Raw genomic sequence first — 18,072 nt, 5'->3', positions numbered from 1 at the left:
CTATTTAGGGCTTTTTCTAAGCACCCGGAAAATTGGCCTTCCTCTTTTCCAAGAAAGCAGTGGTTCCCTCCTTGAAATCAGAAGTACCAAAACAACTGCCAAACGCCTCTATTTCCGTTTTGAACCCGTTAATACTATTGTTAAAACCAGCATTTATCGCTTTTATTGCATAACTAATGGCTACGGGCGAATTATTCGATATCTTACCTGCAAATTTCTTACAAAGATCCATGAGGTGTTCCTGCTCAACCACATAGTTGACCAAACCGAACTCCAATGCCTTGGCAGCATCGATCATACTGGCTGTTAAGATCATTTCCATGGCCCTGCCCCTCCCTATAAGCTGTGGCAGTCTCTGTGTTCCCCCATAGCCCGGTATTACACCCAGTGAAACTTCGGGAAGGCCCATTCTGGCATTATGGCTAGCTACCCTAAAATGGCAGGCCATGGCCAATTCCAACCCACCTCCCAAGGCAAATCCGTTGACGGCGGCTATAACCGGCGTGGAAAGGTTTTCCACAAAATCGAACAATTGTTTTTGACCCTTAGCGGCCAATTTAGCACCCTCTTTTTCTGAAAAACTGGCGAACTCGGAAATATCGGCCCCTGCCACGAACGCCTTCTCCCCACTTCCCGTTAAAATTATCACCTTTATGTTTTTATCTTTCTCCAAACCTTTAAATGCATAGTGCAGTTCTTCGATGGTTGCCTTATTAAGTGCATTTAATTTTGTTGGTCTATTTATGGTGATGATGGCCAACTCCTTGTCTGTAGTAATAAGTAAATTTTCGTATTTCATGACTTTAAAATTAATTTTCAACTCAATTTGTCAAAATATTAATATTGACTTTCTTGCCCATAAGGCCTTATGTATTTCCGCCATCATTGGCGATGGGAAACCGTACCGTAAAAATAGTACCCTTGCCGGGTTCGGTAGTAAAATTGATGGTTCCTTTGTAGGTTTCAACAATATTTTTTACCATCCCCAGACCAAGGCCCATACCGCTAGTCTTTGTGGTAAACTTAGGTTCGAACACCTTGTCCTTCGATTCCATTGAGATTCCCACCCCATTATCCTCCACTGTCATTTTTACAAAATCCCCATCTTTGTAGACGGTTACCAAAACATGGGGAGTATCTACATTCACAATGGCCTGAGTGGCATTTTTAACCAGATTGGTAACGACCCTTATTAATTGTGTCCGATCTAATTTGGCAATTATTTCCTCTTCCTCGGAGGAAAAATGAATATAGTTTTCATCAAAAATATCCACTGCCATTTTTACGATCTTTACAACGTTTAAGGTCTCGTTCTGCTGGGCAGGCATATTGGCAAAGTTGGAAAAAGCAGAAGCGATACTACTCATAGTATCTATCTGTTGAATCAATGTTTTTGAAAACTCCGAAACCTTTTTTGCAATGTCCGGGTCATTAGGGTCGAACTTACGTTCAAAACTCTGCACGCTTAGACGCATGGGAGTAAGTGGATTCTTAATTTCATGGGCCACCTGTTTTGCCATTTCTCGCCATGCCTGCTCCCTTTCCCCTTTGGCCAATTTTGCAGCACTTATTTCCAGCTCATCGATCATTTCGTTATAGGAGGTAATCAATTTTCCAATTTCCTCACTGGGATTTTCCACTATGATCTTTTCGTTCCTCTTGGTTAGATCGGTCTGATTTAATCTGTCCGAAATGGTCTGCAAGGACCTGGTGATATATTTGGAAATAAAATAGGCAAGCCCAATGGCCAAGAGCATCAAAAGTAAATATGCTCCTGTAAGCCTTAACAATATTTCCTTTAACTCCTTGTCATTAAAGGAGTTGTCCTCAAAATACGGCAGGTTTAAAATCCCCACATGTTTAAACCTTTTGTCGTCTATATAGGTGTAGGACGCCTGATAACTATAGCCTGCGGCCGATTTTTGTTCCACATACCTCTTGTTCGGGGAGGAAGCCAAATTGTTCAACACTTCTGCATCCAAACAGGTAGAAATGGAATCTACCTCAAACTTGGGTCTGGAACTTTTAATTAGCTCGCCCTCGAGATCATAAATATTAAAATTTATGTTCTGTACCAGAGCGATCTCATAGATCTCATCACGAAAAATATGACCTAAGTTTTCTGTTGTTACAGGAAAGGTAGTCTTTTGAAGTGCCAGATCAATGCTCTGTTTAATCTGTTCCTCCTTACGTTCCATACGTTCTGCATGGTAATCCCTATTTTGCTCACTGTACTGGTATATAGTGACCGATGCAATCAAAACAAATGCAATTACCACCCAAAAAATCATGGAGATAAAAATTCGGGAACGCAAGGAAATGTTTCTCAACAATTGAAATATATTTTAAATCTTAAAGGTAACAATTATCACGCCAAAAAGGATATCGATTTAAAGCGAAATGGCACTTAAGCCTCTGGATTTTTTTCGCGGATCCGCTTGTAGAGCCTTATACCAAGCATTAAAAGCACTCCCAGTACAATGATGCCGACAACACCAAAAATCCAATTGAAGGTTCCCTTTAAGATTACCAAAAAAACCACTGCAAATAGAATTAAGGTAGCTCCTTCGTTCCATATGCGCATAAATTTGGAGGTGTATTTCACCTCATCGCGCTGCAACTGTTTAAAGATCTGATGGTTTTTTAAGTGATAGATTATTAGCAACAGCACAAAGACAAGTTTTATGTGCATCCACGGTTGTTGCAACCAGGCAGGATACAAAAACAATAGCCATATGGCAAATAAGGTAGCTAGAACGGCAGACGGCCATGTAATGATAAACCATAATCTCTTGGTCATCAACTTTAGTTGATGGGTTAGGATTTCCCTCTCTGGTGACGGTTTTTGATCGGCTTCGATATGATAGATAAACAAACGAGGGATATAGAACAATCCTGCAAACCAGGTAACTACAAAAATGAGGTGCAAGGATTTAATATAGTTGTAATAGTCGGTCATACAATGTCTATTGTTCCGTAAAGATAGTAGACGGATTTCTGAAAAACTAATCTTTGGTATCCTTACTGGTTTACCCATCTAAAACAGTGGTCAACGCCGAATAACAAATACCCCAATTTCATTCGTTTTCTCAAAATTGCATTACGTTAAACAAATACAACCTGTCCTGTAATCAAATTAAGATTAATTTTTTGAGCATTAAGACTTCTTTCCCTGCAAAAGTTGCGTAATTTGGGTAAATGCAAAAAAAGTTATCCATTTTAAACCTGCTCTCGGTGATTTTGGTCATTGCCGTAAATTATATTTCGCAGGCCATCCGCATTAATGATACCACTATAGGGGAATTAAGTCAACGGTACACCAATCTTTTTACACCTGCCAGCTATGCATTTGCCATTTGGGGCCTTATTTTTTTAGGTTTGTTGGCTTATCCGCTATATCAAATTAAAGTTGTTGTTTTTGATAAGAAAGATCTTGCATACATTGAACAGACCGGATATTGGTTTGCCCTTGCCAATATCTTGAATGGGCTGTGGGTGATTACCTTTGCCTATGAATATATGGGCTTAACCGTTATTATTATGGCGGGCATCCTATTTTCATTGATTAAAATTATTATCAATACCAATATGGAACGATGGGATGCCCCCAAAGAAATAATTGCCTTTTCCTGGTGGCCCATATGTCTTTACAGCGGTTGGATTACCGTTGCCACGATAGCCAACATTGCCCTTTATCTCACCAAAATAGGATGGAATGGCGGGTTTCTTACAGAAGTGCAATGGACCATTGTCTTAATGCTGGTTGCCACTTTGATAAATCTGGTCATCATTTATAAAAGAAGTATGCGCGAATTTGCCGCTGTTGGTGTCTGGGCACTGTTCGCAATTTATATTAGGCATCAGGGCAGTATGGAAATCCTAGCATATACGGCATTGGCGTGTAGTGCTATTCTTCTATCCGTAATACTTGTCCATGGATATAGCAATAGGAAATCCAATCCCTTTTTTAAACTTTGAATTAATTAAAAACGGATATTATATTGATTTCTGTTGAAAGAACAGCTTCTTGAACTTAAGAATGCAGATTTCTTACAGCCTGTATTACTCATGCTTTTCCACCAAGGTTGCTCTCACCTCTTTCCTCAAAAAATAGCCCGTTACAAAAGTTGCCAAGACATCAGCTATTGGAAAAGATATCCATACTCCTAGTTCTCCCAAGTAATTTGGTAAAATTAAAATGAGCGGTATAAAAAAGAAGCCTTGTCGACTCAAGGTCAACAATAGCGCAGGTACTGCTTTCCCAATGGCCTGAAAATAAGCTGCACCAATCAATTGAACGGCTATAATGGGCGTTGCCGCAAAAACCCAGCGCATGGCCGAGGGGGTGTGTTCCAAAACATATGAATTCATGGCCAGTTCTGAGGCCGACATGTCTGGCTGGTTACTTAAAAACAAGGCGGCAATCTCAGCAGGAAAAATCATAAGCCCTACAAACACTACAAAGGCCAGGCCAGCAGCATAAAGTATAGCTGTATTGATCGATTCCCGTACCCTTTGGTATTTTTTGGCTCCGTAATTAAATCCTGCAATAGGCAGGAAGCCTTGTGTGACCCCAAAAACAGGAAACAGTGCAAACATTAGCATCCGTGCAATAATGGCATAGACAGCAATCATGGCCTCTCCTCCCAGTCCAAACAGGATATTGTTCATCAGCAGATAAATTAAACTTATTACAGCCTGCCTGGACAAGGTTACGAATCCCAAAGCCCCAATTTCCTTTAAGATTGGACGATCGAATCCAAAATGGGACCAATTCAATTTAAGTTCGGAATTTTTCGAAAGAAAAAAATACAGGATATAGGCAAAACAAAGAAAATACCCAATGGTGGTGGCCCAAGCTGCCCCTTCCATTCCCCAGTCAAAAACATAGATAAAGATATAATCCATCAATAAGTTCCCCACCGAGGGAATTATCATGGCATTCATGGCAAATCTAGGCTTACCTTCCGCCCTAATCACGGTATTCCCCATCATGCATAGGGCCAAAAATGGAACCCCGTAAAGCACAATGATATAATATATCTTTGCAGGTCCAAAAATATCCCCTTTGCCACCAAAGGCCGGAATAAGGCTATTTACATAATATAGCCCCAAAATCACCATAACAATGGTAACCAGAAGTGTCAGGCTAATTTGATTTCCAAATGTCTTTAAGGCCTTTTCCTTATTGTTTTCACCCAAGGCACGTGAAATAATACTGGAACCTCCAATACCAATGGCCATGCCAAGGGCCGCTATAAAAAAGGAAACCGGAAGTACTACATTGATGGCAGCAATGGCTATGGAACCGATCCAGTTACCCACGAAAATAGAATCGACCAGAACGTTAAGTGACATGACCAAAATACCTATTGAAGCCGGTACCGCCTGTTTTACCAGCAATTTCCCTATAGGTTCTCTACCCAACTGTTCTGAGGAAACCTTGGCCATTACACAGGAAGGGTTTCCTTAGTCTGCCAATCCCCGATCCACTTTACCATTAAATTTACCCATTCCTCGTTATCGTTAAGACAGGGAATATGCTTATAATCTTCCCCTCCAGCTTCCTGGAACTGATGTTTGCCTTCCATGGCAATCTCTTCCAAGGTTTCCAAACAATCCGCAACAAAGGCCGGGGTAATTACCGCCAAACGCTTAATACCCTCTTTCCCAAAACGCTCAAATTCAAAGTCGGTATAGGGCTTCAACCAAGGATCGTTCGGCAATCGGGACTGAAAGGAAAGACTAACTTTATCATTGGAAAGTCCAAGATATTCCTTTACTTTCTCGGTCATCTCATAACACTGATGACGATAGCAGGTATGATGCGCCACCGAATTGGTCTTACAGCAACTTTCATCTATCTTGCAATGAAATTTTGTGGGGTCGGACTTTCTAATATGCCTTTCGGGAATACCGTGATATGAAAATAAAATATGATCATATTCAAAACCTTTTAGCCCCGCTGCAATACTTTCTGAAAGTACTTCAATATAATCCTTGTTATTGTAAAACGCTGGAAGGGTTGTAATTTTTATCTTGGGAAAAAACTCATCCTTGACCTCCATGGTCTTTACCACCACGGTTTCATAGGAAGACATGGCGTAATGTGGATACAATGGAACCAAAAGCACCTCGTCTACCCCTTTTTCGGACAGCTCCCCCAAGGCATTCTTTATCGTCATACTGCCATAACGCATTCCCAGGGCCACCGGAATTTCACTTTGCTCTTTTACCTTGTCGGCAAATCGTTCGGAGATTACTATTAAGGGAGATCCCTCTTCCCACCAAATCTTTTGATAGGCCTCGGCCGATTTTTTAGGCCTAGTTTGCAGAATAATGCCCCGCACTATAATATTCCTCAACCAATTGGGGACATCTATAACTCTTTCGTCCATTAAAAACTCGTCCAAATAGGGCTTAACATCCTTAGGTGTGGGACTATCCGGGGAACCTAGGTTTACCAACAAAACTCCTTTCATTCTTCCTTTTTTATCAATTTACTTGTTCAGCAAAAATAACACTTGCGGAGCAACTATAATTTAAAACCTATAAATAGTTTATCTATACCGGCATAGACAGGAACAATTTATTGGGCATGGACATAAAATGTCAATTTAAATACCAGTTAGTATTTTATTTCCAATGCCTCCATTTTGTTCATGGGCCGGCCCCCTCCTAGCCTTTTAACAGTCACTTTAAAGGCTGTTGAAAGTTAATCTAAGCAATATACTGGCCCGAAATTTTTATATTGAATAGATTTTAGTAAGTTAAAGTCATTATTAACATAAGCCAGACCTAGATGGAGCAAATATTTAAAAACATAGACAACCAGACCCTCCTTTACGCTACGGGCACTTTTGTCCTTCTGGCCATTCTTTATATCAGTACCTATTTTATCTTACGCAAATTGGGAAGTAACCCAAAATATCTAATTCCCAAGGATGCCATGAAAAGGGTGAGTATGCCACTTTTTATATTGTTCCTGTCATTTTTACTTCGCTCAAAATCACTACACACCTTATTGTATCTAAACGATTATAGTTTTGTTATAAGAAAGACCAGTACCCTCCTGATCATATTTTCCATAACCTGGTTGATTTTAGTGGCTTTAAAAGTTTCCAAAAATTTGATTATCAAAAATTATGACGTAGGAACCTCCGATAATTTAAAAGCTCGAAAAATTTATACCCAATTCAATATTCTTGAGCGAATCTTTATTGTTGTGGTGATAGTATTGGCCTTAGGAGCGGCCTTAATGAGTTTTGAAAGTATCCGTGAAATTGGGGTAAGTCTTTTTGCGTCGGCTGGGGTAGCAGGTATTATCATAGGTTTCTCTGCACAAAAACTAATTGGAAGTATACTGGCCGGTATACAGATTGCCTTTACCCAACCCATCAAGTTTGATGACGTAGTAATTGTGGAAGGCGAGTGGGGCCGAATAGAGGAGATTACCTTGACTTATGTGGTAATCAATATCTGGGATAAAAGGCGACTTATAGTACCCACCACCTACTTTATAGAAAAACCCTTTCAGAATTGGACCAAAACATCTGCAGATATAATGGGAACCGTTTTTATTCACACAGATTATCATGTTCCCTTCGATAAACTAAGGGAGGAACTCACAAGAATATTGAACTCCACTGATCTTTGGGACGGCAAGGTAAATGTGCTCCAAGTAACGGATGCTAAGGCCCAAAGCGTGGAGATAAGGGCACTAATGAGCGCCGTTGATTCACCTACGGCCTGGGACCTTAGGGTTTTGGTAAGGGAAAAACTAATTGGTTATTTACAAAAAAACTTTCCGGAAAGCCTGCCGCATACGCGTTTATACCTTAAGGACCAACTTCCTACCAAACCTTTTCAAAAATAAGCGACATTGCATTAAGTATGGCATGAAATATGGTGCTTCAATACAAATAAAACGTTAATTATGTGCTAGGCTTTTATTCCTAATGATTTTTGAAGCATTTTTAACTAAAATTTGGATTCTGGTATGCGCATTTATTTAGGTTTTCTTTTTCTATTGATTTCCCAGGGAATTTTTGCCCAGGAAGACAATAGTCTACTCTGGGAAATATCCGGGAATAATCTAAAGGAATCATCCTATTTGTACGGAACCATGCATGTAAGTCAAAAAATTGCCTTTAGGTTGGACGACGTTTTTTACGAAGCTTTGGATAAAAGTGAAGTTGTGGCCTTGGAATCGGACCCGGATACCTGGTTGGAGGATTATGGAAAAATGAGAAGTAGCGGCATAGGCTATGGTACCGGATTTGTAACCAAAGGTTTTTATATATACCCCTTTACCATTAAAAACCCAAGCAGGGAGATAGTCTCCTCCTATCTTGCCTTGGATGATCGTCTAGTGAACAATATCCTGTACAGAACCAATGAAAGTTCCCAAAACTTTGAGGAAGAAACCTATCTGGACATGTTCATTTATCAAGCCGGAAAAAAGTATTCCAAGCCTATTAAGGCCTTGGAGGATTTGGAGGAATCCAGAGCCTTGGTCGGCAGGGCCAATATGAATGCCATGAAACCAAAACCGGACGAATGGCTTCAAAAAAAGATGCAGACCCAAGATGTAATGTCGCTTTTGCAGGACGCCTATAGGGAACGCAATATCAATCTTATCGATTCCCTTGACCAGGCCATGTATACCGAGTATTATTTGCAGAATATGCTCTATGCCCGTAACATAAATATGGCAGGACGGTTGGATTCCCTAATGCATACGGCAAAAGTATTTGCCGGGATTGGGGCTGCCCACCTTCCAGGGAAAAAGGGAGTTATACAACTCCTTAGAAATATGGGATACGAGGTTCAACCACTAACCTCCCGATTTTCCAATAAAGGAAGGGCCTTAAAAGATTCTTTGGAAGCCAAAACCCTCATTAATGAATATAGTACCAGGACTCCTGATGATGGACTTTTTAGTCTTCTTTTGCCCAACAAGCTATATCCAATAGCCGAATATACCAACACCACCTATATTTCGCCCGATTTGGCCAATGGCGGTTATATTATGGTGAATCGCATTCCCACTTTTAACCATTTAAAAAAAGACTACACCTACTCCTTGGATGATGTGGACAAACTTCTGTTCGAGAATATTCCCGGAAAGATCCTGGAAAAGACGAAAATAGAAAACGCGATATATCCTGGTTTGGATATAAAAAATCAGTTGAAAAACGGAGATTTTCAGCGGTATCATATCTACATTACCCCATTGGAAATACTTATTTTTAAAATGAGCGGCCAAGGGGATTATGTGGTAAAACATTCGGACACTATTTTTAATAGCATCAATTTCAGATCATTAAAAAAAGAACAAACGATACTTTCTTCGGAATTCGATGACTTTGAAGTTAAAATGCCCTCCATGTACAATTTTACCAATCGAAAAAGAAAAGGCAATCGTTTTATTGAAGCGGTGGACCCAGAAACCTCCTCCTATTTTTTTCTGAAAAAAGCAACCCTGAACGATTTTAATTTTATTGAACAGGATTCCTTTGAACTAAAACAAATTCAATCCCGATTTTATCAGGATCTTAAATTGCTACCGGAATATGGTCCACTCTCAGACCAAAGCCTAACCTCTTCTGCCCAGTTTGGTCCCAACGGCCTACAAAGGCTTTATTTAAAGACCATTATTCGGGAAAACAATTATTATCTCTTGGGCAACATAACCAAAGACAGTTCTGAGGCACAGCACTATTTCAATTCATTTAAGATCAGGGAACCAAATTATACCGAAGAGTTCAAAAAAATACGGGATACTGCTATGTTTTTTTCTACCATCAGCCCCGTTGACCCACCAAAATTTGTGGAGAACAGCAATAATTACTATGAGCGCCACAAGAAACCAAAACCATATAGCGCCTACACCAAGAAAACCGTTTATCAGAATAAAAATAATGAGGCCATCTTGGTAACCGTAAACAAGGCCCATGATTTTCTAATGTTTCCAAGTATAGATTCGGTTTGGCTGCTAAGAAGAAAATTGTACCGTCAAAATACATTTAATATCATTAGGGAAGAACGCCCACGGTACAATGAAAAATACCATGAAATAAATCTAACCCTCACCGATACGGCAAGTACCAGAGGAATATTGATAAAGAACATTGTTAAAGGGGGGCTGCTGTATGAGGTAAAGGCATTAATTGACACCGTTAAACCCCCAAGTAAATTCGTCACAGAATTCTTTAACAATTTCACACCCTTGGACACCCTTGTAGGCCCCTCCATCTTAAGCGATAATACCGCCAATTTTTTCAAGGCTATTAAACAGAACGACAGTATAGTACATGATGGCTACGCGTTCTTAAAGTTTAATAAAAAGCATGCCGATTCCCTGAAATATTACATCTCAGAATTCAACTTTAAGGACAATCAGAAATATTTACAGGCCTATTTAATCCAAAAATTGGCCGAAATGCCAGACGTCGATGCCACCAGCTTCTTCGAATACTACTACGCAAGGTCTTACAACAACTCCAAGGCACAAACGAAAATATTACAGGCCATTAGCAAAAACCAAAATGAAAGTTCCTTAGAACTCCTATTACGACTTATGTCGACCGATTTGCCCTTGGTTTCCAGTAAGCAGGAGATTCAAAATATATTCCAGCCCTATCTGGATAGTCTTCCCCTTGCCCGTAAATTATTTCCCGAAATATTGGACTACAGTGCCATAGAAGAATATAAATCTCCAATTTTTTCTATGCTTGCAAAACTTAAGGCCCGCGGATTGATAAAACCAAAAAGCTACAAAAAATATAAAAACCAGATTCTCAACGATGCCAAGATCCAACTAAAGAGGCAACTAGGCCTTACCATGGACTTGTTGAACGAGGAATTCCCAGCTGGCAACCCTGATAACAATTATGACATATTGGAAAACTATATGGTGTTGTTATACCCATATATCAAAGAAACTGAGGTTGCCATGTTCTTTGAACGCCTATCCACCGTAAACGACCCCCAAATTCAAGCCTCTTATATTGCCCTTCGCCTGAAAAACGAAGAAAACCCCTTTGTTGGCCCCAATAAAATACCAACTAGTTTAATAAATACACTGGCAGAAACTGCCGAAACCCGATTACTACTTTTTGAAAAGCTACAGCAAATTGGAAAATTGGATTATTTCCCTTCCAGATATAGGAATCAAAAAGCTATAGCAGAATCCATTCTCTACAATACCCTGGAATTAAACCCTGAACAGTATGCCATAGAATTCGTCTTGGACCAAAAAATGTTTTATCCGTCCAAAAATTATCATAGCTACTTTTTTAAAGTAAAAGATAAGGACAACTATAGTAACAATTTAAAAATGTACATGTTAGTATTTAAAAATACCGATCAATTACAGTACAAACCCTATTATATCAACAAAGGCTTTAGCATAGCTGACATTAATACCGAAGAAGAAGTATTGAAATTAACGACCGAAGAGTATAATTTAAAGGATAGGCAACGTGCCATTGTGAACAATCCTTCAGGGTATACAGGATTTTCCCATTAGAAACAGGACTATTATTCAAAAAAGATTTTGCCAACAAGCAGCATGACAGCAGCCATTAATTTGAAAAATGCATATTTTTAAAAGCGTTCCCATTGAGGAGATTGCCGGCTGCGATATGTTTTGAGAATTTCAGCAAAGGAATTTTAAAGCGCCATATAGTCACGCTAAAAAGAGAATTCAATACACAAGGGCCAGATACGATGAAGGCTGCTAAAATTTTAATACTGAAAAGTATAATATATAACAATAAAATTTTTTAATCCATTTATATACAACTATTTATTAAACAATAATAAAACTAACACTTTATATGAAAAAGATAGTCTTTAACCTAATGCTACTATGCCTAGTGCACCTTGGATCTGCACAAAATATCGTTTGTTCACTTCAGGACAAAGAAGCATTTCATTCCAAGATCATATCCATTTCGGATTTGGATAATCAAGAAATTGGAACAAACATGGTAGCCATAGGAAAAACCTTTATAGGAACTCCCTATGTGGCCAAAACTTTGGAAATTGGGGAGACGGAATCTTTGGTCATTAATTTGCAAGGATTGGACTGTACCACCTTTGTAGAAAATGTATTTGCCTTTGGCCTTATGTTGAAAAACAATAAAAAGGATTTCGATTCCTATACCCACTATTTGGAATCCATTCGGTATAAAGACGGTGAACTCAATGGTTATGCCTCAAGATTGCATTATTTCTCGGAATGGATTGCCAACAACGAGCAAAAAGGTCTTTTAAAAGATATAACATCGGAAATAGGCGGTTTGGAAAGTAGTAAGGACATCAATTTTATGAGTACGCATCGTGATCTATACCCATTTCTAAAAGACACGGACAACTATAATAAAATTAAATCCTCCGAGGAATTTCTAAAAAGACTGTCCATCTGCATTCTCCCCCAGGACCAGATTGAAGGACAGGAGCATTTGATCCAATCTGGAGACATAATTGCCCTGACCACTTCCATAAAAGGACTGGATATTACCCATACCGGTATCGCTACCAAGGAAGCTGATGGGAGAATACATTTACTACATGCTTCTACGGGCTCGATGAAGGTAGAAGTCTCTCAACTACCCTTGGCCGATTACCTAAAAGGTATAAAAAGTAATACGGGGATTATGGTGGCACGCCCATTATAAATCCGTAAACCTTTGACCTTGAATTGAAATTTGATAAATCGTATTACATTGCCTTCAAACACAATATCTCATAGACTAAAGGCAACAACAGACCCCTTGGCGCTCCTATTCCTATTCCTACAGTCATACTACTAAAACAGGCCCACCCTAAGAGTAGAGTGAAATCACTTTAAAGGCTTTTAGTTTTTACCTTCCTGAAGGGCTAGTTTTAATATCTTGCCAACCTTGCGATAACCTTTGGCGTTGGGATGCAAGCCATCCGAGAAAAGGCCCGCATCAATTTTATTGTCCTTGCCCAATAACACTTTACCGATATCTGCATAATCCACATTTTTGGAAGTTGCCAATGCAGCTATTCCATTATTTAAATTCCGCATACGTTCCTCCTTGTCCACCCTAGGAAACAATCCCAACAATAACACTCTAGCATTGGGCTGTCTTTCCTTTATAGCATTGATTACCATTTCCAGTCCCTTCAATATCTCATCGTCGGTATTCAGATGTTCGTTATTGGTACCTATCATTAGCACAATTTGCTCCGCTTCAAATCCATCCAATTCATCATGATATATGCGCCATAGTACATTTTCTACCCTATCCCAGCCAAACCCAAAATTGCGCACCTGCAATTCCTCCAAATTGGCCTTCCAGGAATCGGCCCCATTGCTTAAAGTTGCCTTTGGCTCACCGCCCCAATAATGGGTTATACTATTTCCAAAAAAGCATATTTTTGGGGCACTATCCCTATTCATTTCTAACAATTCCTGATGACGTCCCTCCCAAAGGTACATTTCTGGCTCCCTAGCTTGGGTTACTGGAATAGTCGTGGAAATACTTCCTATTGGCTCTTTCAATATCTCGCGTAAGGCTTTTTCGTAGGCCACGGCATATTCCATCATTCCCAAATCCGTAGGATGGGTGCCATCCACAAAACTTTCCATGGACAGATTCAATTCTTCCTTGGTCAACAAATGAATATCCCTCAACCCTTCGGACTGTAATTGCGCAAAGGCCTCCTTGGCAATCCTATTTAAGTCCGTATAGGTTTTGTAACGATCAACATCCACTGCCCCATCAGAATATCCGTCGTGTTCCACCACCAAAATTGGCGTTGAGGGACGCTTTGTCCTTATCTGTTTCACACCGGAAATAATAAGCTGCCGCACCTCCTCCAACGAACGATCCTTGGTAGCACCCAGATTCGGTAAGCAATCCAGCACAAAGATTTTAGCATCTATTTGCGCAATAAAATTGATTACCTCTTCTTCCATTCTGCCATTTCCAGAAAATGCCAAATTAATAAGTGGCCTATCCAATTCTCGCCCCAAAATAGAAGTCCATGCCATTCCTGGGCGCGAAGCACAGGCTCCATGAGCTATTGAAGTTCCATAGACCACTATTGGTTTCTCCTGCCTTAAGGGCAAAGGTTCCATAACCGCATCTTCCGGCACCCCAATTTCCAGCCATTCCATCTCATTGTACAATGGCAAGTACAACTGGTACTCCCTTCCCTTATCATGGTACTTCTCATTGGGATCGATGTTGGAATATTTATACTGAATGGTATCGGCAAAAGAATATTTTCCTCTATACCATCTCCAATCCCCATCACTGGTCTTGGCATAAAGATCCACCCCGCTAACTCCGGTTGCCGGCATATGCGGCATGGCATGGTTCCCTTTTACCTTGTAGCGTACCGTAATCGATTTTGCATCACTCCTAAACCTAAGGGAAAGCCCAGCTGAATGTTTGGACAGGTTCCAGACCGCTTCACGGACAACTCCCTCTGCCTGTTTTGGCAAACGCCGATAAGTAGAGATTATCTCTCCTTGCCAAGCCTGGCCTTCAAGGACCAAGGAATTGGATTCTGCTGGATTCCACCAAATAAGATCAGCATCCTCTTGGGCAATTGAAAATTGAAATAGCAGTATTAATGCCCCTAAGCTTAAAATCCACTTGTTTTCCATATCTACTTTTCTTGATTTTTTCTTTTAATGGGTATAAAGACCTCTTCTTCTGAATTTGGGTCGTTATTCCTGTATTTATTCCCCATAATCTCGAAATGTTCCCCGTGGTCCAATTGATAGTCCGAATTTGGCGACCATTCTCCAAAAATATACTGGATCGTGATTGGAAAGGAACTTGGCAATCCCCTATGGACAAAAACGGCATACAAACCTCCGGTCAAGGTATGTGATTCCATTCCTTCAGGTATTTTGGTATTATCCTCCACCTCTACCACTGCCCATTTCTCAAATTGGGTAGCTATATTGAATTCATTAAAGTTAAGTGCACTGTCATAAACTTGCATACTCATCAGGTCGTCCGAAATAGGATTTCTGATTTCCTTTCTTCTGGGCATAAATCCTTGCCAAAGCTCTTTGGTCCTATCCTCCGCTAAGGACATTGCCAATCTGTTTCCGATCAATTTTTTTTCGGATATTACCGCTATTCGAGCTTCCATTAGATATATTATTCCAATATAAAAATCTTGTTCTACGATTTCTTCTTATTTATACCTTCCAAACTATTTTGATCAGACTTTAAGTCATGAATCAAAAACTAAATATAAGCACTTGATTTAAAAGAATTGGACTTTCAAAAGTCGTTTCCGCCACGGAGATAGAAATTATTCCAACCTACCTACTTCAATTTATCCCAGAACAACCTAAAGTGACCTACCTCGGGGCAGGCCTGTCTACCGACAAAGGCAGGCCGATAGGCAGGCCCGCCAAACATTTAAAGGACCCTTATTTTAGATTTCGACGCCCGCCTGAATGGAACGGGCAGGCATGCGTCGGAGCACCTGTCTGCGATAGCCAGGTTTTAATCTCGATTATCGAGTAAAAATACCTTCAAGGGGACATAACAAATGATATCTATATTCCAAAGACAAAAGTCCCTTTTGGCCTCAATTGCAAACCAATTGGTCGGTATAATATTGAATTTTGCAGCCCTTAGCGCCAAGTTCGGTATTACGTCGGCAAATTATACCCTAAATCTACCTTTATATGAAAATTTCAAAATCGACAAAAAGAAAAAACCAACCTAACGGTTGGTTCTTAAGTTTGTTCTTACATTGGATAAAAGCCAAAAAACAAGTAAAAAATAAGGTGTTTTTTTTAATTTACCGAAATAAGACTGACCTCGAAAACAAGTACGGAACCCCCAGGGATTCCATTATAATCCCTGCTACCATATCCCAAATGGGCAGGCACCAAAAGTATTCCGCTACCACCTTCCTTAAAATAAGCAATCCCTTCTGTCCAACCTGCTATAACCTGGTTTAAACCAATGGTAATTCCCTCTGCATCACTTTGATCGAAGACAGCTCCATTAAGAAAATACCCTTTATAGGCCACGGTTACATTGGAATTGGCCACCGCCTGTGTCCCGGTACCTTCTTCTTCGATTACATAATAAAGACCTGAATTACTTCGTACAGCAGTTAAATTGTTCTCCTCAACATATGCCTGGATATCCGCCTCGTTCTTAGCAGCATAATCAATGTCCTCCTCTGTTTTCTTTTCGTTATCACAGGAAATAAAAAGCAGTAGGGCCAAAGCAAAAAGTGTATTCTTCATAGTTATTCTTTTTTAAGGGCCAAATATAGGAAAATACGCAAAGACCCCTATGCCCATATTCCTTATGGAGCTTATAAATTTTAGTTAATTATTAAAAACAGAACACCCTTAAAACCTTTTTTAAAGCCTTAAGGGTGTTGAGTTGCCTACTCTACTACTTTAAACTACAAAGCCAGGTCTATAATTTCTGGTTACAAACTGATTTGCTTCCTCGAGATTGGTAATCCGCATATTCTCCCCGTCCCAAAGCAGTTTCTTACGGGCAAAGAACTCCATCTTGCCCTTCTCGTTCTCCCTTTGCAACAAATAACTGCGAATGGCCAAGTTCCCCATAAGAACGGTTTCCGTCATAGGTCCTGCATAATCAAAAGAAGAGGTTAAACCAAGATGTTCCTTACTGCCAAACCCAGCCTTACAAGCATCTATCCATAAGCGTTGATGTCCGTATTCCGGTTCATCATTGGGTTCCACTTCAGGACCAAAATCCGTAGATCCATCGTTCATATATAACTTTGGCATTAAAGGGGAACTATCGTTGATATTGGTAGAAATAATTCCCTTTTCCCCAATGATCAATACCCCATTCTGACTTCCATTACCCCCAATTTCGTGATCGGCTGGGATAATTTCCGGATGGGCCGGCCTAATGCCACCATCGCTCCAGGTCATCTCTATTGGTGATTGACTCTTTTCCGTTGCCCCAAAATGTAAGGTTATAAAGGAGGAAGCAGGGCATCCTTCTGGATGATAATCCGCATTCCACATATTGGTATATACCGCCCCCACACTACATTCCGCATCTGTTGGATATTTAAGCCCCAAGGTCCTGAAAGGAATATCTATCAAATGGCATCCTACATCTCCTAGGGCCCCGGTACCATACTCCCACCAACCTCTCCATCCAAAGGGATGTAAATTGGGGGTGTAAGGCCTAAATTCCGATGGCCCCAACCATAGGTCCCAATCAAGGTCCTTAGGTTTTGCGCTTGGATCCGGTTTAGGGAATGCGCCTCCTTGTGGCCAAACAGGTCTGTTGGTCCACACCTGCACTTTTGATATCTTACCCAGTTCCCCGGAATCTACCCATTTTTGAACCATTCCCAATAAGGGATTGGAACCTCCTTGGTTCCCCATTTGGGTCACTATTTTATTGCTTCTGGCCATCTCGGTCAGCATTCTTGCCTCCCGTATATTGTGGGTCATTGGTTTTTGTACATATACATTTATCCCACGCTCCATGGCATATTTAGCTGCAGGTCCGTGTACATGGTCTGGAGTGGATATGGTCACGGCATCGATCCCTTTCTCCTTATCCAACATCTCCCTAAAATCCGCATATAGTTTTGCTTTGGGGAAGAGTTCAACTGATTTTTTTGCCGACCCGGAGAAATCCACATCGCACAGGGCAACTACTTTTTCCCTACCTCCTACGGACGCATTACGAATATCACTGGCACCTTTTCCCCCAGCACCTATGGCCGCAATATTCAATCGGTCACTGGGAGCAGTGTACCCTACACCCCCCAATACATGCCTGGGCACAAAAAAGATGGAGGAGGCCAATGCACCTTTTTTAATAAATGATCTGCGTGAATCCACAGACTTATTTGATTTTTTTTTCTTCATAATTGTTGATTATTACAGTTTACATTATTGATCTAATCCTATGCAAGAAAATTGCATCATTCTCCCAAACATTCCAAATTGTTCTAAACATTTATAAGAATCTCCTTGGGAAACAGCAAGATAAAACATATTCACGGACATTCTGTCTGAGATTCTCTCAAAAACTGCTATAATTT

At 40.3% G+C, this 18,072-nt stretch carries 13 protein-coding genes; 4 read left to right on the top strand and 9 right to left on the bottom strand.

All coding sequences use genetic code 11. The features are described 5' to 3' along the window. Positions 1-16: 16 nt before the first annotated feature. From U735_RS0124090 to U735_RS0124080, 3 genes are all read right to left on the bottom strand, one after another. Positions 17-799: an enoyl-CoA hydratase/isomerase family protein gene (locus U735_RS0124090; RefSeq protein ID WP_031446269.1), complete on the bottom strand. Its 783-nt coding sequence runs from the start codon at positions 797-799 to the stop codon at positions 17-19. 67 nt (positions 800-866) lie between these two features. Then, on the bottom strand, positions 867-2,291 hold the full coding sequence (locus tag U735_RS0124085; RefSeq protein ID WP_031446268.1) for a sensor histidine kinase: 1,425 nt from the start codon (positions 2,289-2,291) through the stop codon (positions 867-869). 116 nt (positions 2,292-2,407) lie between these two features. Further along, positions 2,408-2,959, bottom strand: coding sequence for a CopD family protein (locus U735_RS0124080; protein ID WP_031446267.1), 552 nt, complete (start codon positions 2,957-2,959; stop codon positions 2,408-2,410). Between the two features lie 239 nt (positions 2,960-3,198). Here U735_RS0124080 and U735_RS0124075 point away from each other — a divergent pair, with 239 nt between their 5' ends. Next, positions 3,199-3,978: a hypothetical protein gene (locus tag U735_RS0124075; RefSeq protein WP_031446266.1), complete on the top strand. Its 780-nt coding sequence runs from the start codon at positions 3,199-3,201 to the stop codon at positions 3,976-3,978. Between the two features lie 84 nt (positions 3,979-4,062). On the opposite strand, the gene U735_RS0124070 is transcribed toward U735_RS0124075, so the two are convergent. Both U735_RS0124070 and hemH read right to left on the bottom strand, forming a co-directional pair. Further along, positions 4,063-5,451 (bottom strand): MATE family efflux transporter, encoded by a 1,389-nt coding sequence (locus tag U735_RS0124070; RefSeq protein WP_031446265.1) that lies wholly within the window; start codon positions 5,449-5,451, stop codon positions 4,063-4,065. Further along, complete coding sequence (hemH, locus tag U735_RS0124065) at positions 5,451-6,482, bottom strand: ferrochelatase (RefSeq protein ID WP_031446264.1); 1,032 nt, start codon at positions 6,480-6,482, stop codon at positions 5,451-5,453. Before hemH ends, U735_RS0124070 begins: the two co-directional genes overlap by 1 nt. A gap of 320 nt (positions 6,483-6,802) precedes the next feature. On the opposite strand from hemH, the gene U735_RS0124060 reads away from it, so the two are divergent. The 3 genes from U735_RS0124060 to U735_RS0124050 all read left to right on the top strand — a co-directional run bounded on the left by U735_RS0124060 (position 6,803) and on the right by U735_RS0124050 (position 12,686). Next, complete coding sequence (locus tag U735_RS0124060) at positions 6,803-7,876, top strand: mechanosensitive ion channel family protein (protein ID WP_031446263.1); 1,074 nt, start codon at positions 6,803-6,805, stop codon at positions 7,874-7,876. A gap of 123 nt (positions 7,877-7,999) precedes the next feature. Then, positions 8,000-11,533 carry a TraB/GumN family protein gene (locus U735_RS0124055; RefSeq protein WP_031446262.1) on the top strand — a complete coding sequence of 1,178 codons (3,534 nt, stop codon included), beginning with the start codon at positions 8,000-8,002 and terminating at the stop codon, positions 11,531-11,533. 310 nt (positions 11,534-11,843) lie between these two features. Then, the gene (locus tag U735_RS0124050) at positions 11,844-12,686 is read left to right on the top strand and encodes an N-acetylmuramoyl-L-alanine amidase-like domain-containing protein (RefSeq protein ID WP_031446261.1); all 843 of its coding nucleotides are present in this window, start codon (positions 11,844-11,846) and stop codon (positions 12,684-12,686) included. Positions 12,687-12,865: 179 nt separating this feature from the next. Here the strand turns inward: U735_RS0124050 and U735_RS0124045 are convergent, their stop codons facing one another. The 4 genes from U735_RS0124045 to U735_RS0124025 all read right to left on the bottom strand — a co-directional run bounded on the left by U735_RS0124045 (position 12,866) and on the right by U735_RS0124025 (position 17,896). Continuing rightward, on the bottom strand, positions 12,866-14,653 hold the full coding sequence (locus U735_RS0124045; protein WP_031446260.1) for an SGNH/GDSL hydrolase family protein: 1,788 nt from the start codon (positions 14,651-14,653) through the stop codon (positions 12,866-12,868). Positions 14,654-14,655: 2 nt separating this feature from the next. Beyond that, positions 14,656-15,150, bottom strand: coding sequence for a GyrI-like domain-containing protein (locus tag U735_RS0124040; RefSeq protein ID WP_031446259.1), 495 nt, complete (start codon positions 15,148-15,150; stop codon positions 14,656-14,658). A gap of 658 nt (positions 15,151-15,808) precedes the next feature. Continuing rightward, positions 15,809-16,270, bottom strand: a complete 462-nt coding sequence (locus U735_RS0124030) for an FKBP-type peptidyl-prolyl cis-trans isomerase (RefSeq protein ID WP_031446257.1) — start codon at positions 16,268-16,270, stop codon at positions 15,809-15,811. Positions 16,271-16,429: 159 nt separating this feature from the next. Next, complete coding sequence (locus tag U735_RS0124025; RefSeq protein ID WP_031446256.1) at positions 16,430-17,896, bottom strand: Gfo/Idh/MocA family protein; 1,467 nt, start codon at positions 17,894-17,896, stop codon at positions 16,430-16,432. Between the last annotated feature and the right edge of the window lie 176 nt (positions 17,897-18,072).

Source organism: Arenibacter algicola (genome assembly GCF_000733925.1).
Taxonomy (GTDB): domain Bacteria; phylum Bacteroidota; class Bacteroidia; order Flavobacteriales; family Flavobacteriaceae; genus Arenibacter; species Arenibacter algicola.
This window is presented reverse-complemented; position numbering and strand designations above follow the sequence as displayed.